This window comes from Sphingobium sp. UBA5915, from assembly GCF_002431195.1.
Classification (GTDB): domain Bacteria; phylum Pseudomonadota; class Alphaproteobacteria; order Sphingomonadales; family Sphingomonadaceae; genus Sphingobium; species Sphingobium soli.
Genome location: NZ_DJDV01000037.1, coordinates 1 through 18,647 on the forward strand (window position 1 = coordinate 1; position 18,647 = coordinate 18,647).

The 18,647-nt window shown below is 65.0% G+C and carries 16 protein-coding genes; 7 read left to right on the forward strand and 9 right to left on the reverse strand.

Annotated elements, in window-relative coordinates:
- Positions 1–156: 156 nt before the first annotated feature.
- Both B2V90_RS05075 and B2V90_RS05080 read right to left on the reverse strand, forming a co-directional pair.
- Positions 157–1,368: a cation:proton antiporter gene (locus tag B2V90_RS05075; RefSeq protein WP_228222084.1), complete on the reverse strand. Its 1,212-nt coding sequence runs from the start codon at positions 1,366–1,368 to the stop codon at positions 157–159.
- 31 nt (positions 1,369–1,399) lie between these two features.
- Complete coding sequence (locus B2V90_RS05080) at positions 1,400–2,029, reverse strand: DUF421 domain-containing protein (protein ID WP_228222085.1); 630 nt, start codon at positions 2,027–2,029, stop codon at positions 1,400–1,402.
- Positions 2,030–2,057: 28 nt separating this feature from the next.
- Between B2V90_RS05080 and B2V90_RS05085 the strand changes: the two genes are divergently transcribed.
- Both B2V90_RS05085 and B2V90_RS05090 read left to right on the forward strand, forming a co-directional pair.
- On the forward strand, positions 2,058–3,200 hold the full coding sequence (locus tag B2V90_RS05085; protein ID WP_228222086.1) for a cupin domain-containing protein: 1,143 nt from the start codon (positions 2,058–2,060) through the stop codon (positions 3,198–3,200).
- Positions 3,201–3,206: 6 nt separating this feature from the next.
- Positions 3,207–3,755, forward strand: coding sequence for a pseudouridine synthase (locus B2V90_RS05090; protein WP_228222087.1), 549 nt, complete (start codon positions 3,207–3,209; stop codon positions 3,753–3,755).
- 13 nt (positions 3,756–3,768) lie between these two features.
- Here the strand turns inward: B2V90_RS05090 and B2V90_RS05095 are convergent, their stop codons facing one another.
- Positions 3,769–4,866 carry an anhydro-N-acetylmuramic acid kinase gene (locus B2V90_RS05095; RefSeq protein WP_228222088.1) on the reverse strand — a complete coding sequence of 366 codons (1,098 nt, stop codon included), beginning with the start codon at positions 4,864–4,866 and terminating at the stop codon, positions 3,769–3,771.
- 126 nt (positions 4,867–4,992) lie between these two features.
- On the opposite strand from B2V90_RS05095, the gene tyrS reads away from it, so the two are divergent.
- Both tyrS and B2V90_RS05105 read left to right on the forward strand, forming a co-directional pair.
- Positions 4,993–6,210 carry a tyrosine--tRNA ligase gene (gene tyrS / locus B2V90_RS05100; protein WP_228222089.1) on the forward strand — a complete coding sequence of 406 codons (1,218 nt, stop codon included), beginning with the start codon at positions 4,993–4,995 and terminating at the stop codon, positions 6,208–6,210.
- A 122-nt stretch (positions 6,211–6,332) separates the two neighbouring features.
- A complete protein-coding gene (locus B2V90_RS05105) occupies positions 6,333–6,689 on the forward strand; it encodes a PilZ domain-containing protein (RefSeq protein WP_009820958.1) in 357 nt (118 codons plus the stop codon).
- On the opposite strand, the gene B2V90_RS05110 is transcribed toward B2V90_RS05105, so the two are convergent.
- From B2V90_RS05110 to recG, 3 genes are all read right to left on the reverse strand, one after another.
- A complete protein-coding gene (locus B2V90_RS05110) occupies positions 6,661–7,752 on the reverse strand; it encodes a mechanosensitive ion channel family protein (protein WP_228222090.1) in 1,092 nt (363 codons plus the stop codon). The genes B2V90_RS05105 and B2V90_RS05110 overlap by 29 nt on opposite strands.
- 66 nt (positions 7,753–7,818) lie before the next feature.
- Positions 7,819–8,301 carry a hypothetical protein gene (locus B2V90_RS05115; RefSeq protein WP_293920081.1) on the reverse strand — a complete coding sequence of 161 codons (483 nt, stop codon included), beginning with the start codon at positions 8,299–8,301 and terminating at the stop codon, positions 7,819–7,821.
- An 82-nt stretch (positions 8,302–8,383) separates the two neighbouring features.
- Positions 8,384–10,447: an ATP-dependent DNA helicase RecG gene (recG, locus tag B2V90_RS05120; RefSeq protein ID WP_228222092.1), complete on the reverse strand. Its 2,064-nt coding sequence runs from the start codon at positions 10,445–10,447 to the stop codon at positions 8,384–8,386.
- Positions 10,448–10,644: 197 nt separating this feature from the next.
- On the opposite strand from recG, the gene B2V90_RS05125 reads away from it, so the two are divergent.
- Both B2V90_RS05125 and mfd read left to right on the forward strand, forming a co-directional pair.
- Positions 10,645–10,908 (forward strand): succinate dehydrogenase assembly factor 2, encoded by a 264-nt coding sequence (locus B2V90_RS05125; protein WP_228222125.1) that lies wholly within the window; start codon positions 10,645–10,647, stop codon positions 10,906–10,908.
- Between the two features lie 102 nt (positions 10,909–11,010).
- Complete coding sequence (mfd, locus tag B2V90_RS05130) at positions 11,011–14,484, forward strand: transcription-repair coupling factor (protein WP_228222126.1); 3,474 nt, start codon at positions 11,011–11,013, stop codon at positions 14,482–14,484.
- A gap of 50 nt (positions 14,485–14,534) precedes the next feature.
- Here the strand turns inward: mfd and B2V90_RS05135 are convergent, their stop codons facing one another.
- The 3 genes from B2V90_RS05135 to B2V90_RS05145 form a co-directional block, all read right to left on the reverse strand.
- Complete coding sequence (locus B2V90_RS05135) at positions 14,535–15,353, reverse strand: ferredoxin--NADP reductase (protein ID WP_228222093.1); 819 nt, start codon at positions 15,351–15,353, stop codon at positions 14,535–14,537.
- A gap of 160 nt (positions 15,354–15,513) precedes the next feature.
- Complete coding sequence (locus B2V90_RS05140) at positions 15,514–15,825, reverse strand: hypothetical protein (RefSeq protein WP_228222094.1); 312 nt, start codon at positions 15,823–15,825, stop codon at positions 15,514–15,516.
- Between the two features lie 152 nt (positions 15,826–15,977).
- A complete protein-coding gene (locus B2V90_RS05145) occupies positions 15,978–17,579 on the reverse strand; it encodes a phosphoenolpyruvate carboxykinase (RefSeq protein WP_228222095.1) in 1,602 nt (533 codons plus the stop codon).
- A 273-nt stretch (positions 17,580–17,852) separates the two neighbouring features.
- Here B2V90_RS05145 and B2V90_RS05150 point away from each other — a divergent pair, with 273 nt between their 5' ends.
- Complete coding sequence (locus tag B2V90_RS05150) at positions 17,853–18,557, forward strand: response regulator transcription factor (RefSeq protein WP_009820949.1); 705 nt, start codon at positions 17,853–17,855, stop codon at positions 18,555–18,557.
- Positions 18,558–18,647: the final 90 nt, after the last annotated feature.

Sequence of the window (18,647 nt, forward strand, 5' to 3'; positions counted from 1 at the left end):
GCGCGCACGGGGCGGCAGGGCGGACAGGGCCAGCGCACTGGCGCCGGAGGCTAGCAGGTCGCGGCGAGTGATATGCATGGGAAAACGGTCTCCGGCGTGGCTGGTTATCGCCCGCTTTGGCATAGTCGCCGCAAAATTCGATATCTTATTTGACTGTCAGGCCGATGGCGCGTCGTCAGGATCATCCTGACCCGTCAGTTTCCAGCGGCGCAGCAGCGGCGGCATGGTCAGCCCCTGGAGGAAGATCGAAAAGGCCACCACGCCGAACGCCAGCACGATGATCTGTCCACGCTCCGGCACGCTTTCCGGCACCGCCAGCGCCAGCGCAAGCCCCACCGCGCCGCGCAGCCCGCCCCACAGCAGCACATGCTGATACGGACCGGGGAGGCGCAGACGGGTCGGACGGAACAGCAGGGCGATGGGGTAAACCGCCGCCGCGCGGCCGACCAGCGTCAGCGCGATGACCACGGCCAGCGCGCCGGACACCAGCGCGAGCGGCTGATGCGCCTCATGACTGCCGATCATCAGGAACAGCAGCGAATTGGCAAGGAAGGCGGCATATTCCCAAAAGCCGAGCACATGGCCGCGCCCATTTTCGGAAATGGCGCGCCGCCAACCCAGATTGCCGACAATGACCCCGGCGACCAGCGCAGCGAACACACCCGATGCGCCCAGATGTTCCGCCAGCAGGAAACTGCCCCAGGCGATGACCGTCGTCAGCGTGATTTCGACCAGATGATCCTCCGTGCGCCCAGCCAGTTTCAGGAGGACGAAGGCGACGGTTCCGCCCGACGCGATCCCGCCCAACACCGTCCAGGCAAGCGCGCCCGCCGCCGCGACAGGGGTCAGCGCGCCGCCGCCCGCCAACCCCAGAAGGATCGAAAAGCCCACGGCGGCGACGCCGTCATTGAGCAGACTTTCGGACTCGACCACCATCCCCAGGCGCGGCTCAGCCCGCATCTCCTTGAAGGCGGCGATGACGGACACCGGGTCGGTCGCGGCGATCAACACGCCGAAAAAAGCCGCGCCCAGCCAGCTCCATCCGAGCAACCAGTGAAGGCCGCCCGCCACCACCGAGGCGGAAATGGCGACGCCCAGAAAGGCGAGCGTGATCGTCAGCGGCAGTTGATCGCGCAGCCGCTTCCAGGGCATTTGCAACGCCGCCTCGAAGATCAGCGGCGGCAGGAAGATGTTGAAGATCAGTTCGCGCGACAGCGGCAGGTCGATGCCGATCGGCAGCAGCGCCAGCACGATGCCCGCCGCCACCAGCCCCGCCGTATAGGGCAGCCCGATGCGCCGCGACACGATCGCCACCAGTGACGTGACGACCAGCAACATGCCAAAGTCGATCAGTTGCAGTTCCGCCATGCCTGTCCCGCCCCCGCCTGCGATTGGTCGGTCAGCGCACGACCGATCGCAGCACCGTATAGGCGCCGTCCGATCGTTCAAGCACGCTCATGCTGCCATCGCTTTCCAGCACGACCGCGCCCACATCCTCGATGCGGCCGATGCCGCTCTTGCGGATCGACGCTTCCACCTCCGCGCGGGTGACGCGTTCGTCGCGCATCGCCCCGTCGCGAAAATCGCCATCCTCCACCAGCAACCGGGGGCGGGAGCGGACCAGGTCGCTGAACCAGGAGGACCGGATCGACAATTGCGCGACGATCCATTGCAGCAGCGCCAGCATGCAGAAGGCCAGCGCCCCTTCGGCAAAGGCGACATCCTTGGTCAGCAGCACCGTCGCCAGCGTGGACCCGAGCGCGACCGTGACCACCAGATCGAACGCGTTGAGCTTGGCGAGCGATCTCTTGCCCGACAGGCGCAGGACAAAGACCAGCCAGGCATAGGCGAGCACGGAGATAACAAGGACGCGCATGAGGCCGTGCAGGGTATCGAAGAACATGAACATGGAAGCGTTGGGAGCGCCGCGCGGTTCCGCGCCGGCCCAACCTGCATCAGCCAATGGCGTGCCCTGCACGGTCCCGCCTGCGTCGCGCTTGTCAGCGGCCGCTGCGACGGGCAAAGCCATCGCATTCCTTCCCGTTCCGCGAGCATCCATGTTTTCCTCCTTCGACGTCCAATCCTTCCTGCGCGATCATTGGCAAAAGCAGCCGCTCCTGATCCGCAACCCCTGGGGCGCGTGGGCCAATCCGCTGGAGCCTGACGAACTGGCGGGCCTTGCCTGCGAAGAAGGGGTCGAATCGCGGATCGTGGTGCAGACGGACGGCGACTGGGCGCTGGAACATGGCCCCTTTGCCGACGATCGGTTTGCGACATTGGGCGGGTCGCCCTGGACCCTGCTGGTGCAGGCGGTCGATCATCACGCCCCCGATGTCGCTGCACTGATCGCGCCCTTCCGCTTCATCCCCGACTGGCGGATCGACGATGTGATGGTGAGCTATGCCAGCGACGGCGGCGGGGTCGGGCCGCATTTCGACCAATATGACGTGTTTCTGGTTCAGGGGCTGGGCCGGCGGCGCTGGCGCGTGGGGCAGCGCTGCGACCGCGACACGGCGTTGCGCCCGCATCGCGATCTGCGCCTGCTGCCCGATTTTGCCGCGACTGACGAATGGGTGCTGGAGCCGGGCGACATTCTCTACGTCCCGCCCGGCTTCGCGCATGAGGGCGTTGCGGTGGGCGATGATTGCATGACCTATTCGATCGGCTTTCGCGCGCCGTCGCGGCCCGACATGCTGGTCGAATGGGCCGACCATCTGGCGGCACAGATGCCCGACGATGACCTCTATGCCGATCCCGACATTCAATCCGCCGCCAGCCCCGGAGAGATCGAACCCGACGCGATCGCGCGGCTGCACGCCATGACGATCGCGGCGATGGCCGACAGGTCCGCCTTCGCCGCCTGGTTCGGCCAGCATGTGACGACGCCCAAATATGCGGACGCGGACTGGCGACAGGAAGACCCCGTCACCGCCGAGGAACTGTTGGCCCTGATCGACGAGGGCGCGCAATTGTGGCGCAATCCGGCGAGCCGCTTCGCCTTCCTGCGCGAAGAGGATGGCGTGACTCTATTCGTCGATGGCAGCGCCTATCCTTGCGCGGGCGATCTGGCGATATTGGCGCAGCAACTCTGCGCGCACCCGACGCTGGCGCTCGATCCGTCGATGGTTGCGGGCGTCGGCCTGCTCGTGACGCTCGTCAATCAGGGCAGCCTGATGATCGATGACGGGCAAGAGGACTGACCCGCCATGGCCCGGCTGATCCTGTTCAACAAACCCTATGACGTGCTGTCGCAGTTTACCGATTCCAGCATCGGTGCGGACCGGCGCACCTTGTCGGACTTCATCGACGTGCCGCGCGTCTATCCCGCCGGGCGGCTCGACCGCGACAGCGAGGGGCTGCTGCTGCTGACCGACGATGGACGGTTGCAGGCGCGCATCTCCAATCCGCGCTTCAAGACGCCCAAAACCTATCTGGTGCAGGTGGAAGGCGATGTGACGCCCGATGCGCTTGCCTGCTTGCGCGCCGGCGTGAGCCTGAAGGACGGGCCGACCCTGCCGGCGGAGGCGGAGCGGATCGATCCGCCTACACTCTGGCCGCGCGATCCGCCGGTGCGTTTCCGCAAGACCGTGCCCGATTGCTGGATCAGCCTCACCATCCGCGAAGGGCGCAACCGGCAGGTGCGCCGGATGACCGCCGCCGTCGGGCACCCGACGCTGCGACTGGTGCGCTGGCGCATCGGCGACTGGACGCTCGATGGCGTGGCGCCGGGAACATGGCGCGACATGCCGATCTGATGGACCAGCGCGCCTAGGGGCGGAACAGCACGCCGCCCGTCATGGGCGCAGGCGCGCCGGTCGTACCCGGAAAGCTGATCGGCAGGGCTTTTAAGTGCCGCACCGCCATATAGGCAAAGCCCTGCGCCTCCAGCGCGTCGCCGTCCCAGCCCAGATGATCGACGCCAAGCACTCTGGCCCCCGTCCGCTCGGCGATCATCGCCATCAGCGTGGCGTTATGCCGGCCGCCGCCCGCGACATGGATTTCGGCCGGGCGCTCGGGCAGATGGTCGATCGCGCGCGCCACCGCGGCCGCGGTGAAGGCCGTCAGCGTCGCCGCGCCATCCTCCAGAGAAAGGCCGCGCACCGCCTCGATCGAAAAGGCTTCGCGGTCGATACTCTTGGGCGGCGGCAGATCGAACCAGGGGTCGGCCAGCATCGCGGCCAGAATTGCCCCGTTCACCTGCCCCCGCGCCGCGCAGGCCCCGCCTTCATCATAGGACGCGTTGCCCTGCGTCTGCATCCAATTGTCAATGAGGCCGCTCGCCATGCCGGTGTCAAACGCGATCAGCGCGCCGTCCAACCCGATGACGGTGATGTTGGCGACCCCGCCCAAATTGAGGATCGCGGCGGGCTTGGCCAGCCCATCGGCCAGCGCGCGGTGATAGACCGGCAGCAGCGGCGCGCCCTGCCCGCCTGCAACGACATCGGCCTGGCGCAAATCCGCGACCACCGGGATGCCAAACGCCCCGGCCAGCCCCGCGCCATCACCAATCTGCCAGGTCCAGCCGCGTTCCGGCCGATGGGCGAGCGTATGGCCGTGAAAGCCGATCACGCCGATATCCTGCGCGACATGGCCGCTGCGCCCCAGCAGGTCGGCCACTGCCTGCACATGGCGTTCGGTCAACTCCGCCTCGACGGATGCAATCAGCGGTTCGAAGCCCGGCCGCTCCATCGCCATCGCGCGCTGGCACGCTTCGGCCAGGCGCAGGCGAAAGCCCTCGTCATAGGCCATGGCGTGAAATTCCAGCGCCGCAACTGCGCCCTCCCCATCCGTTTCGATGAGCGCGGCGTCAATGCCGTCGCGCGATGTGCCGGACATGAGGCCGATGGCCAGGGTCGATTGAGGCATAAAGGAAAAATCCGTTCGGGGCTGAACCTGTGCAACCACTATCCTTGAAACAAGTCGCGCGCTTCGACAAGCGCGGGGCGAACGGTATCTTTCGCTCAACTCTCCGCGATGCTACAGGCGCGCGCCATGAGCCAATATCAGTCCCAACTGCTGCGCCTGCTCGACGAGCGAGGCTATATCCACCAGCTGACCGACGCGCAGGGCCTTGATGCTCTCTCCGCGCGCGACGTGGTGCCGGGCTATATCGGCTTTGATCCCACCGCGCCCTCGCTCCATGTCGGCAGCCTGGTGCAGATCATGATGCTGCGCCGGATGCAGCAGGCCGGGCACAAGCCGATCGTCCTGATGGGCGGCGGCACTGGCAAGATCGGCGACCCTTCGCTGCGCGACGAGGCGCGGTCGCTGCTGACGGTGGACAAGATCAACGAGAATGTCGCCAGCATCAAGCGGGTGTTCGAACGCTTCCTGACCTTCGGCGACGGCCCGAGCGATGCAATCATGGTCGACAATGCCGACTGGCTCGATGCCCTCGAATATATCCCCTTCCTGCGCGACATCGGCCAGCATTTCTCGGTCAACCGGATGCTGAGCTTCGACAGCGTGAAGCTGCGTCTGGACCGCGAACAATCGCTCAGCTTTCTTGAATTCAATTACATGATCTTGCAGGCCTATGATTTCCTGGAGCTGTCGCGGCGTGCCGGGTGCCGCCTCCAGATGGGCGGCTCCGACCAGTGGGGCAATATCGTCAACGGCATCGAACTGTCGCGCCGCGTCGATGGCACGCAAGTGTTCGGTCTCACCTCCCCGCTCATCACCACGGCGGATGGCGGCAAGATGGGCAAGACCGCCAAGGGTGCGGTGTGGCTGAACGCCGATGCACTGTCACCCTATGACTATTGGCAATTCTGGCGCAATACGCAGGACGCCGATGTCGGGCGTTTCATGCGGCTGTTCACCGACCTGCCGCTGGATGAAATCGCCCGCCTCGAACGGCTTGAAGGGGCAGAGATCAACGACGCCAAGAAAGTCCTCGCCGACGCGGCGACTGCCATGGCGCATGGCGCGGACGCCGCCACCGCGGCCGCCGAAACCGCGCGCCGCACGTTCGAGGAAGGCGCATCCGACGCCAATTTGCCAACGATCAGTCTGGGCAGCGAAGGGTTGAGCGTCGTTCAGGCGACCACCGGACTTGGCTTTGCCACGTCCAACAAGGAAGTGCGCCGGAAGCTGAGCGAAGGGGCGATCAAGGTGAATGGCGTGGTCGTTACCGATCCGGCGGTTCTGCTGAAAGCCGGCGACAAGTTGAGTTTCGGCGCCAAGAAGCATGGGCTGGTCATCGATTGACGCGCGCCGGGGAAAAACCCCGCTCCGTCAACGGGATCATGGCATGGCTGGAAAAGGCTTAACCTGCTGCTAAGCCTGTTTTTGCGTATCTCGTTCATGATCGCATGCTTAGGCTTGCGGCCATGCCTAACTCGGTCTTCGCCAATCTCGACCATGTGATGCGATCGCGCGACCCGTCGGTCGAACAGCGTCGGGCTAAGCGTCACCTGGTGGACCTCGTCAGCCACGTCACCGCGCGCGGGCAAACCCATGGCGTGCGGGTCATCAACATCTCGGCGCTCGGGCTGATGTGCCGATCGGACGAGTCCCTGCTGACCGGAGAGCGGATCACCATCTGGCTGCCGGTGGTGAAGGATTATGCCGCCGAAATCCGCTGGGCGGAAAATGGCCGGGTCGGCATGGAGTTTCTGACCCCCGTCAGTCCGCGCCTCTATGACGCGATGATGGCGCTCATTCCGCCGCGGCAGACGGCCTGGTAGGCGGCGCCCACTGTTCAAAGCCCTCTCCCGGCTCCAGCCGATGGCGGCTGCGCACCAGCGCTTCGGGCATCTGCATACGCAAAAAGTCCATCACCGCTTCGCGCACTTCACAGCGCAGGTCGAACGCGATGCCGGCGTTGCGCGCGGACAATAGTCCGCGCAATTCCAGTGCGTCGGCGCGATGGTCAGTCACTTGCAGGATGGCGACCCGCCCGTCCCACCGGCGGTTTGCCTTGACCGCATCGACGAAGGCGTCGCGGATCCGCCCGACGTCAGCCACTGGATCGACATAGAAGAACACCGTGCCCAGCAGGTCCGACGTTCTCGTCGTCCAGTTCTGGAACGGTTTTTCCAGAAAATAGGACACCGGCACCACCATGCGCCGGTCGTCCCAGATTCGGACCGCGACGAAGGTCAGCGTGATATCCTCGATCCGGCCCCATTCGCCCTCCACGATCACCACATCGTCAAGGCGGATGGGTTCGGAAAAGGCCATCTGGATGCCGGCGATCAGATTTTTGAGCGCAGGCTGCGCCGCCGCGCCCACCGCCAGGCCGACAAGACCCGCCGACGCCGCCAGCGTCACGCCGATCGACCGTACCCCCGGAATGGCGATCAGCACCATCGCGATCACCAGCACCGCGATCATGCTCTGGGCGATGCGATAGAGGATACGCACGCGCGTGTGCCGCTGCCGCGCCTTGAGATTATCCTCGGCGTTGATGTCGCTATGGCTCTCGATCATTTGCCGAACGGCGCGCAGGGTGCGCAGCAGCAGCCAGCCGGCCAGCAGCGCAAAAAGCATCTTCGACCCGATCGACCAGAGCGCCTCCACCCGAGGCCCAAGCTCCAGCGGCTGGACGCCCGCGCCCAGCGCGAACAACACGACCAGCCAGCGCGTCGGTTGGAAGATGGCGGGCAAAAGGATCGGCGTCATGCGCGCGCGCACCACGCGCACGGCAATGGCGTAGAGCACCCAGTGGATCAGAAAGGCCGCAACGACCGAAGACGCGATGGAAACCGCGGCCAGCGACGTGATATTGGTCAGGCTGATGTCCGGCATGAAGTAGGCAACGTCATTGCCCGCAAATTGTTTCGCAGGCGCAGCATGAACGGAATGGCGATTGATTTATTGCACGCAGATCCGGGTCCGCGCATTCACCCAGCATCCGTCGCGCTTCGTGACGACGCCCAGCGGGTCATAGGCCCGGCTGTCATCCGGCTCCTTGTTCCAGGTCGCGATCGTGTGGCCGTCGCTCTGTGTCGTGACAACCGCAAAATGCGACTGGCGCGGTTTGCCGCCGTCCCATGTGTTGAGCGTATATTGGTCCTTTCCCATCGGAAAGACACGGCAAGGCCCGTCAATCAGCCGCTTGCCGTCCACCTCGAAATGGCAGTCGCGCATGGAGGATGTTATCCCCGCACCCGCCGGCCTGTCGGCCTCGGTCATGGCGCCGCTGCCTGTATCTGGCGTCGGTGCGGGCTGGCCAGCATTGCTGGCAGCGACTTCCGTTTCAGCATTAGCGATGGTCGCGTCGGTCTGTTCCGCCTGCGGCGCCGAATGGCACGCCGCCAGCGCCAGCACGGCCACCAGAAACCCACATTGTCGCACGGCACGCTCCTTTACAGATGCCGGCATGGAACGATCAGGGAGGACATTTCTATCCGCCTTGCCGGTTCGATTGGCGTGCGCGTCACCCGCCGCGCAGCAATCCTACGGCCGCATCCTTTTCGAACAGATAGAGGCAGGTACGCGCGGCCTGCCCCCGCGCGCTGTCCAGCCCGCCATCGCGTTCGATCAACAGATGCGCGTCATCACGCGCCGCGTCCACCAGCGCCGCGACATGCTCCGGGGTGGCCAGTTTCATCACCGCATCGCCCGACTGGCGCGTGCCCAGCACCTCCCCCGCGCCGCGCAATTTCAGGTCCTCCTCGGCGATGCGGAACCCGTCATTGGTCTCGCGCATCAGCGCCAGCCGCGCGCGCGATGTTTCGCCCAAGGCGTTGCCGCGCAACAGCAGGCAGGTCGATGACTTGTCGCCGCGCCCCACCCGACCGCGCAGCTGATGCAATTGCGCCAGGCCGAACCGGTCCGCGCCCTCGATGATGATAAGGCTGGAGTTGGGCACATCGACGCCCACCTCGATCACCGTAGTCGCCACCAATATCTGCGTGCGGTTGCCGGCAAAGGCCTCCATCGCGGCGTCCTTTTCCGGTCCCTTCATCCGGCCATGGACCAGGCCGACGCGCTCGCCAAAGCGCAGCCGCAGCGATTCCGCCCGCGCCTCGGCCGCGGCCTGGTCACTGGTTTCGCTTTCCTCGACCAGCGGGCACACCCAATAGGCCTGCCCGCCGCCGTCCACATGGCGGGCGAGCGCATCGACCACTTCATCCAGTCGGCTCGCTGCCATCACCAATGTCTGGATCGGCTGGCGGCCCGGCGGCATTTCATCCAGCCGCGACACGTCCATTTCGCCATAATAGGTCAGCGTCAGCGTGCGCGGGATCGGCGTCGCCGTCATCACCAGCAGATGCGGCGCGCGTTCGGCCTTGTTCGCCAGCATCATCCGCTGCGCGACGCCAAAGCGATGCTGTTCGTCGATCACGGCCAGACCCAGCGCCTTGTAGCGCACCGCTTCCTGAAAGATGGCGTGGGTGCCAACCAATATGTCGATGCTGCCGTCGGCGAGGCCCATCAGCGTCGCTTCGCGCACCTTGCCCTTTTCGCGCCCGGTCAGGATCGCGATTTCAATGGGCAGGCCCGATGTCATCTTGCGCAGCGTTTCATGATGCTGCCGCGCCAATATCTCGGTCGGGGCCAGCATCGCCCCCTGCATCCCCGCCTCCACCGCATTGAGCAGCGCCATCAGCGCGACCAGCGTCTTGCCCGAGCCGACATCCCCTTGCAGCAGCCGCAGCATCGGCGTCGCCTGCGCCATGTCGCCCTCAATCTCGCCGATGGCGCGGCGCTGCGCGCCCGTCGGCGCGAAGGGCAGTTTCAGCATCGCGCGCAGCCGCCCGTCGCCCTGGATCGACACGCCGCGCCTGCGCCGCGACGATTGCCGCACCAGCATCAGCGCCAGTTGCCCGGCGAAAACCTCGTCATAGGCGAGCCGTTCGCGCGCGGGTCCATCGCCCGGATCGGCATGGGCACGAGCCAGCGCCTCGCGCCAGGCGGGCCACCCCTTGCGCGCCAGCAGGCTGGGTTCGATCCATTCGGGCAGGTCGGGCGCGCGCGCCAGCGCCTGCGCCGCCAGGTCGCGCATCCGGTTGTTGGTCAGTCCTTCGGACAGGCCATAGACCGATTCGCGCGCGGGCACCGTATCGGCTTCCTCGGGCGGCAGCACATGGTCGGGATGGACGATCTGGAGGTTTTCGCCATAGGCCTCCAGCTTGCCCGACACGAATTTGGGTTCGTTCAGCGGCAACAGCTTGCGCGGCCAGCCGCTATTCTTCCCGAAATAGACGAGGGCGACGCCATTGCCCTGCCCGTCTACCGCCAGCACGCGAAACGGCGCACGCGCGCTGCCACCGGCGCGATAATCGACCGGCGTCAGCAGCGTGCCGATGATTCGCCCCGCATCGGCCATGTCGAGCCGGTCGGTGAGGTGACGATCGACCCAGCTCACCGGCAGATGAAAGGCGACATCGACCGCGCGTTTGAGGTCCAGTCGCTCCAGCGGACGGGCCAGCGCCGGCCCTACCCCCTTGAACAAGGAAATTTCGGCAAAGAGCGGATTGAGAATATCGGGTCGCATGGCTATCTCACGCGCTCTAGCCCAGCCGGGACGGTGGCACAAATGGCGGCTCGCACCTCTTTACAGCCGTTCGTGCTGAGTGGGGCGGAGCGACCTCGAAGACCCGTATCGAAGCATTCTGCGTCGAACGATCCTTCGATACGCCGCTTCGACTTCGCTCAGCGGCTAATCAGGACGAACGGATGAAGCGAATGACCATGACCGACACTCCCCATCTGCGCCGCATGAAGTTTCGCGCCTGGCACCGGGGGACGCGCGAATCGGATTATACCGTCGGCGGTTTCTTCGACCGCTATCATGCGACCTGGAACGAAGAGGAAATCGCGTGGTTTGAGCGCTTCATGGAAGAACAGGATGCCGACATCATGGGCTGGGCGATGGGGACGATCCCCGTGCCCGACGAATGGAAAGGCCCGATGATGGACCGGTTCCTGAAACTCGATTTCGTGAAGATCGTGTAGTTGCTTCCTTCCCGCTGGGCGGGGATCGATGTCCGGGCGACAGCCCAATTTTGCAAGGCATGGGGCATGGATTCCCGCCTTCGCGGGAATGACGAATATCCTATGACCGACCTTCAGAAAATCCTCAGCGCCAAGGCGCCGATCACGCTCGCTGGCGCGCCGGCCGGTTTCCTGCCCTGGCTGCTTGCGGACCTGGCGCGCGCGGCGGGCAGGGCGGCATCGGGCCGCGCCGTCTTCATTGCCGCCGACGAACAGCAGGCGCGGGCCATCGCCGACACCGCGCCCACCTTCGCCCCGGAACTGGAGCTGATTGACATTCCGGCCTGGGACTGCCTGCCCTATGATCGCGCCAGCCCGTCGCTGCGCGCGGCGTCTGCGCGTCTGGCGGGTCTCCACGCCTTGCAGGTCAAGCCCAAGGGGCCGCAACTGGTCGTCACCACGCTGGCGGCGATGACGCAGCGCACGCTGACCCCCTTTCGCGTGCGGCAATTGGTGGCGAAACTCGCGCCCAAGGAGCGGATCGCGATCCAGCGGCTGGCCGAGATGTTGCAGGCCAATGGCTATGTCCGCACCGATACGGTCCATGACCGGGGCGAATTCGCCATCCGCGGCGGCATTGTCGACCTGTTCCCCGGCGGCGAGGACCAGCCGTTGCGCCTCGACTTTTTCGGTGACGAAATCGAGACGGTGCGCCGGTTCGACCCGGCCGACCAGCGCACCACGGGCAGCGTCGATGGCTTCACCCTGCTCCCGGCGTCAGAAGCATTGCTGGACGAGGATACGATTAAACGGTTCCGGCTGCGCTATCGCGAGACATTTGGCGCGACCGCGACCGGCGACCCGCTCTATCAGGCGGTGAGTGACGGCCGCCGCCTGGCCGGCATGGAACATTGGCTGCCGCTGTTCGAGGAAAAGCTGGTCCCGCTGACCGACCATCTGGGCGATGCGGTGATCGTGCGCGATTCCGGGGTCGCGGGCGCGGCGGAAAACCGGTTCGAGGCAATCCGCGATTATCACGCCAACCGGGTGCAGGCGAAATCATCCGATCCGGGCTCCTATCGTCCGCTCAAACCCGACGCCCTCTATCTCGACGCCGCCGAATGGGACGCGGCGGTCGCATCGCTGCCGATGCACGCGACGACGCCTTTCCATGAGCCCGAAAGCGCGACCGTGCTGGACTTCGCGGTGGACGGACCGCGCGACTTCACCCCCGAACGCGCACAGAACAGCAATATCTACGACGCGGTCAGCGCCCATATCGACGGCCTGCGCCGCAAGAAGAAGAAAGTGGTGATCGCCAGCTATTCGACGGGCGCGCGCGAACGCCTGTCCGGGTTGCTCGCCGATCATGGCGTGGCCCGCATCGCGGCGGCCGATGACTGGCAGGAGGCGCTGGGCCTTGCCGCCGACGGGCGCGTGGCGCTGATCGTCCTTGGCCTTGACCATGGTTTCACCGCGCCCGATGTCGCGGTGCTGACCGAACAGGATATGTTGGGCGACCGGCTGGTGCGCCGCGCCAAGCGCAAGAAGAATGCCGACGCCTTTCTCCAGGAACTTGCCACGCTGACGCCCGGCGACCTGGTCGTCCATCGCGATCATGGCATTGGCCGCTATGATGGCCTGACGCAAATCCCGGTGTCGAAGGCCGCGCATGATTGCGTCGCGCTGGAATATGCCGGCGGCGACAAGCTCTACGTTCCGGTCGAAAATCTGGAGGTCCTGTCTCGCTACGGCTCTGAAACCGACGGCGTAAGCCTCGACAAGCTGGGCGGCGAAGCCTGGCAGCGGCGCAAGGCGAAGATGAAGGAGCGGATCCGCGAAATCGCGGGCGAGCTGCTCAAGACCGCCGCCGCCCGCGCGCTGCGCCCGGCCACCGTCGCCGAACCCGATGTCGCGGGCTATCCCGCTTTCGTCGACCGCTTCCCCTATCAGGAAACCGACGATCAGGACCGGGCGATCAGCGACGTGATCGAGGACCTTGGCGCGGGCAAGCCGATGGACCGGCTGGTGTGCGGCGATGTGGGGTTCGGCAAGACAGAGGTTGCGCTCCGCGCCGCCTTCGTCGCGGCGATGGCGGGGATGCAGGTCGTCGTCATCTGCCCCACCACCCTGCTCGCGCGGCAGCACCACATGAATTTCGTCGACCGCTTCCGTGGTTTCCCGATCGAGATCGGCCGCCTGTCCCGCCTCGTCCCCGACAAGGAGGCGAAGGCCGTCAAGGCGGGCCTGGCCGACGGCAGCATCGACATTGTCGTTGGCACCCATGCGCTGCTCGCCAAGGGCATCGAGTTCAAGCGGCTGGGGCTTGTCATCGTGGACGAGGAACAGAGGTTCGGCGTCACCCATAAGGAACGGTTGAAGGGCCTCAAGACCGACGTCCATGTGTTGACGCTGACCGCCACGCCGATTCCGCGCACGCTGCAAATGGCGATGTCGGGTCTGCGCGAATTGTCGGTCATCCAGACGCCGCCGGTCGATCGGCTTGCGGTGCGCACCTATGTCATGCCGTGGGATGGGGTGGTCATCCGCGAAGCCCTGCTGCGCGAACATTATCGCGGTGGGCAGAGCTTTTTCGTCGTGCCGCGCATCGCCGACCTTACCGAAGTCGAGGAGTTTCTGCGCAACGAGGTGCCCGAGGTCAAACCGATCGTCGCCCACGGTCAGATGAGCGCCACCGATGTGGAGGAGCGCATGTCGGCCTTTTACGACAAACGCTACGATGTGCTGCTGTCCACCACCATTGTCGAATCCGGCCTCGACATTCCCAGCGCCAATACGCTCATCATCCACCGCGCCGACCGCTTCGGCCTGGCCCAGCTCTACCAGCTGCGCGGCCGCGTCGGCCGGTCGAAGACGCGCGCCTATGCCTATATGACGACGCCCGCCAACCGCATCATCACCGACACGGCGGAAAAGCGGCTGAAGGTGTTGTCGGACCTCGACACGCTGGGTGCAGGCTTCCAGCTTGCTTCCCATGACCTCGACATTCGCGGCGCGGGCAATCTGGTCGGCGACGAACAGTCGGGCCATATCAAGGAAGTGGGCTTCGAACTCTACCAGTCGATGCTGGAGGACGCGATCCTGGACGCCAAGGCAGGCGGCATTGCCGAGGAACGGCGCAGCGAGGAGTTTTCGCCGCAGATCAGCGTCGATGCGCCGATCCTCATCCCGGAGGATTTTGTGCCCGACCTCGACCTGCGCATGGGGCTTTACCGCCGCATCAACGAACTGGAGGATCGCCAGGGCCTCGAATCCTTCGCCGCCGAACTGATTGACCGCTTCGGCAAGCTGCCGCTGCCGACGCAAAACCTGCTCAAGATCATTGAGATCAAGCAGAATTGCCTCGCCGCCAACATCGCCAAGATCGATGTCGGCCCCAAGGGCGCGCTCGTCACCTTTTTCGAGGATCGCTTCCCCAAGCCGGAAAATCTGGTCGCCTATGTCCAGCGGTTGAATGGCGTCGCCCGGCTGCGCCCCGACAGCAAGATCGTGCTGGACCGCGCCTGGGGCGATCCGCAGGCGCGCCTCAATGGCGTGCTGCAATTGTCCAAGGGGCTGGCAAAGGCCGCAGGATAAGGCGACGGGCGGGCGGCGCGCATCATGCGCCCCGCCCGTCGCACGCATCGTCAGCCGACGAAGGCGCGCTCGATCACGAACTGGCCGGGGGCCGCATTGGAGCCTTCGGTAAAGCCGGCGCCTTCGAAATAGGCGGCGAACTGCTTGATCATCTCCATGCTGCCGCACATCATGATCCGGTCGGTTTCCGGGTCGAACTTCTTCGCGCCGGGAATCCCTTCGAACAGCGCGCCGCTCTCGACCAGCGCGTCGATGCGCTGCGTGTTGCCCTCGAAGGGCTCGCGGGTGACGGTGGGCACATAATGGAATTGCGCGGGCGCCTGTTCGGACACCAGCGGGTCTTCGGCCCATTTGGCCTCCAGATCGTCGCGGAACGCCAGGTCGGACACGCGGCGTACCGAGTGGACGATCACGACCTGCTCGTAAAATGCATAGACGTCTGGGTCGCGCGACAGGCTGAGGAAGGGAGCAAGGCCCGTACCGGTCGACAGCATGAAGAGCCGCTTGCCCGGCAACAGCGCGTCGGTGACGAGCGTGCCGGTCGGCTTGCGGCCCAGATAAATCTGGTCGCCCGGCTGGATCAGTTGGAGCCGCGACGTCAGCGGGCCATCCTGCACCTTGATCGACAGAAACTCGATTTCCTCGTCCCAGCTGGGGCTGGCGACCGAATAGGCGCGCAGCAGCGGCTTGCCATTGTCGCCCTTGAGGCCGATCATCACGAACTCGCCCGAGCGGAAGCGGAAGCTGGCGGGGCGCGTGATGCGGAAGCTGAACAGATGTTCGTTCCAGTGCTTCACCGACAACACGGTTTCCACGGAAAGCGCGCCGGTGGGTTCCAATACCGGCTTTTCGGTCGTTACGTCGGTCAACTAACTTCGTCCTTGCTTGCCAGGGCGCGGCCAGCGCCGCTCTAGTTGCGGATCATTCGCAACAATTCAGATGGCCGCGAATTGGCCCGTCCGCGCCGCGAAGGCAAGGCCAAAAAAACTTGGGGTGGCCAAAGCGCGGGCTTTTGCCTGCCTATGAGATTTAGCCGAACAGTCCTTTGGCGATGCCGCTGAGTTCATTGGCGGGATTGCCGTCGCCGTCCCGGTCGAACAGGCTGCCGATCTGGCCCATGATCGCTTCGGGGCCGCCGAAACCGGCCATCAATTGCTGCAACTTGTCGGCCGACACGCCATGTTCCGCCGCGGTTTCGGCGAGCGCCGCCACGCTTGTTTCGCCAGACCCGATCTTTGCTGCGATTTCGCGCATCAGCGCCTGCATCTGCTCGGGCGTGACGCCGATCTGCGCGGCGACTGCTTCCAGCCCGCCCAGTTTACCGATGATGCTGTCGAACATGCGCGTCACTCCTTTTCACTATCCATGCAGAATAGCAGGGGCGCCGCGGCAACGCAAAAAGCCCCGTCGCTTAAAGATGGAGAAAACCAGACCCCATGAGAAAGGGGCGGGAAACCATAGTCCCCGCCCCTTCCGTCATATTGTCGTTCGCGTCAGGCGGCGGTCAGCGCCGCGCCGCGTACGCCATCGTCGACATGCTCCTCGAACTGCGCGAAATTGTCGACGAAGGCCTTGACCAGCGTTGCTGCCGTTTCGTCATAGGCCTCGCCATCCGCCCAGGATGCGCGCGGATCGAGAATGGTCGAGTCCACCCCCTCCACCGCGACCGGCACCTGGAACCCGAAATTGGGGTCGGTGCGGAACTGGGCGTTGTTCAGGCTGCCGTCGAGCGCGGCGTTAAGCAGCGCACGCGTGACCTTGATCGGCATGCGCTTGATGCCCGGCATCGTCGCCTTGCCACCCGACCAGCCGGTGTTGACCAGCCAGCAGGTGACGCCGCCCTTGTTGATCCGTTCTTTCAGCAGATTGCCATAGACCGACGGATGGCGCGGCATGAAGGGTGCGCCAAAGCAGGTCGAGAAGGTCGCGGTCGGCTCCGTCACGCCGATTTCGGTGCCCGCGACGCGCGCGGTATAGCCCGACAGGAAGTGGTACATCGCCTGTTCGGGCGTCAGCCGCGCGATCGGCGGCAGCACGCCATAAGCGTCGGCGGTGAGGAAGATGATATTCTTCGGGACCGGCCCCAAATTCTTCTCCGATGTATTCGGGATGAAGTCGATCGGGTAGGAACCGCGGCTATTTTCGGCGAGGCTGTTGTCATCCAGGTCGATGGCGCGGGTTTCCTCGTCCATCACGACATTTTCCAGCACCGTGCCGAACCGCTTGGTGGTGGCGAAGATTTCCGGTTCGGCCTCGGCCGACAGGTTGATCATCTTGGCATAGCAGCCGCCCTCGAAATTGAAGACCGCCGTGTCCGACCAGCCATGTTCGTCGTCACCGATCAGCGTGCGGCTGGCGTCCGCCGACAGCGTGGTCTTGCCGGTGCCACTGAGGCCGAAGAACACCGCCGTATCGCCGTTCGCGCCGATATTGGCCGAACAATGCATCGGCATCACACCCTTGGCCGGCAGCAGATAGTTGAGGATGCCGAACACGCTCTTCTTCATTTCGCCGGCATAGGCGGTGCCGCCGATCAGGATCAGCTTTTCGGTCAGGTTGACCGCGATCACCGTTTCGCTGCGGCAGCCATGGCGCGCGGGATCGGCGCGGAAGCTGGGCAGGTCGATGATCGTATATTCAGGCGCAAACCCGCTCAGTTCTTCAGCGCTCGGCCGCACCAGCAGCGTGCGGATGAACAGATTGTGCCAGGCAAATTCGTTGATGACGCGCACATTGACGCGGTGCTCAGGCTGCGACCCGCCAAACAGGTCGGCGACGTAGAGCGTCTCCTTTTCGCCCAGCGCCTTGAAGAAATCGTCCTTCAATGCGGCGAAATGCTCCGGCGTCATCGCGACATTGGTGTTGCCCCACCAGACGGTGCTTTCGGTTTCGGCGTCGCGGACGATGAACTTGTCCTTGGCGCTGCGGCCGGTATGCTTGCCGGTCTTGACGACCAGCGGGCCGTCCTTCGACAGTTTGCCCTCGCCATTGCGCACGGCCGCTTCGACCAGCGGCGCGGTGCCGAGATTCCAATGCTGGGTGGCATGAGTAGTGATGCCCTGGTCCGCCAGGGTGATAGAGGATTTGGCCTGCACGCCTTTGCTCCTGAATATGTTGTCGCCCGCCCCTATGATCAGGATGACGGCCGATCCGGCTCCCCGGCAACCCGCCGTTTTACGGCGTGGCGTCCGGCTTGCCGACAAGGCTGGGCATAGGCCGTGACGCCCCCAGCGTCAAACTGAGTCGATGCTGCGCCGCAGCGATCGTGACAGCACCGTGACGGACCATGCCGCGCGCCTTTCTTGCAGGCCCGCGCCCCATGGTCTAACGCTGCTGCGCTCTGCAACCTGACATGTCCGGGACGCCGCATGACCGCAACCATCGCATTGGTGGACGACGACAAGAATATCCTGACCTCCGTGTCGATCGCGCTACAGGCCGAAGGCTTCGTCACGCGCATCTATCCCGACCCCGAAGGCGCGCTCAAGGCGCTGCTCGACAATCCCGCCGACCTTGCCGTCTTCGATATCAAGATGCCGCGCATGGATGGGCTGGAGCTGTTGCGGCGGCTGCGGGAAAAAAGCGCGATGCCCGTCATCTTCCTCACCTCCAAGGCCGACGAGCTGGACGAGGCGCTGGGCCTGGCCATGGGTGCGGACGACTATATCTCCAAGCCCTTCTCGCAACGGCTGCTGATCGCGCGCATCCGCGCCATTTTGCGCCGGGCCGAGGCGAACCGCGCGCCCGAAACCAGCGACGAGCCGGTGGCCGAACCCATCGTGCGCGGCCGGCTGAAAATGGACCCGGCCCGGCACCGGGTCAAATGGGACGGCAAGGACGTGACGCTGACCGTCACCGAATTTCTGATCCTGGAAACGCTTGCCCAGCGCCCCGGCGTGGTCAAGAACCGCAACCAGCTGATGGACGCCGCCTATCAGGACGACGTCTATGTCGATGACCGCACCATCGACAGCCATATCAAGCGCCTGCGCCGCAAATTCCGTGAGGTAGACAGCCAGTTCAATGCAATCGACACGCTCTATGGCGCCGGATACCGATTCTCCGAGGAATGACCGCTTGCCCGCACCAGAGCGCTGGTCGGGGCGGGTCAGCCTCACCCCGCGCATCCTGGCGGTCAATGTATTCGCGCTGGCGCTGCTGGC

Coding starts and splice junctions, on each gene's coding strand:
- B2V90_RS05075 (WP_228222084.1), bottom strand. CDS start 1,368: ATGGCGGAACTGCAACTGATCGACTTTGGCATGTTGCTGGTCGTCACG.
- B2V90_RS05080 (WP_228222085.1), bottom strand. CDS start 2,029: ATGGCTTTGCCCGTCGCAGCGGCCGCTGACAAGCGCGACGCAGGCGGG.
- B2V90_RS05085 (WP_228222086.1), top strand. CDS start 2,058: ATGTTTTCCTCCTTCGACGTCCAATCCTTCCTGCGCGATCATTGGCAA.
- B2V90_RS05090 (WP_228222087.1), top strand. CDS start 3,207: ATGGCCCGGCTGATCCTGTTCAACAAACCCTATGACGTGCTGTCGCAG.
- B2V90_RS05095 (WP_228222088.1), bottom strand. CDS start 4,866: ATGCCTCAATCGACCCTGGCCATCGGCCTCATGTCCGGCACATCGCGC.
- tyrS (WP_228222089.1), top strand. CDS start 4,993: ATGAGCCAATATCAGTCCCAACTGCTGCGCCTGCTCGACGAGCGAGGC.
- B2V90_RS05105 (WP_009820958.1), top strand. CDS start 6,333: ATGCCTAACTCGGTCTTCGCCAATCTCGACCATGTGATGCGATCGCGC.
- B2V90_RS05110 (WP_228222090.1), bottom strand. CDS start 7,752: ATGCCGGACATCAGCCTGACCAATATCACGTCGCTGGCCGCGGTTTCC.
- recG (WP_228222092.1), bottom strand. CDS start 10,447: ATGCGACCCGATATTCTCAATCCGCTCTTTGCCGAAATTTCCTTGTTC.
- B2V90_RS05125 (WP_228222125.1), top strand. CDS start 10,645: ATGACCGACACTCCCCATCTGCGCCGCATGAAGTTTCGCGCCTGGCAC.
- mfd (WP_228222126.1), top strand. CDS start 11,011: ATGACCGACCTTCAGAAAATCCTCAGCGCCAAGGCGCCGATCACGCTC.
- B2V90_RS05140 (WP_228222094.1), bottom strand. CDS start 15,825: ATGTTCGACAGCATCATCGGTAAACTGGGCGGGCTGGAAGCAGTCGCC.
- B2V90_RS05150 (WP_009820949.1), top strand. CDS start 17,853: ATGACCGCAACCATCGCATTGGTGGACGACGACAAGAATATCCTGACC.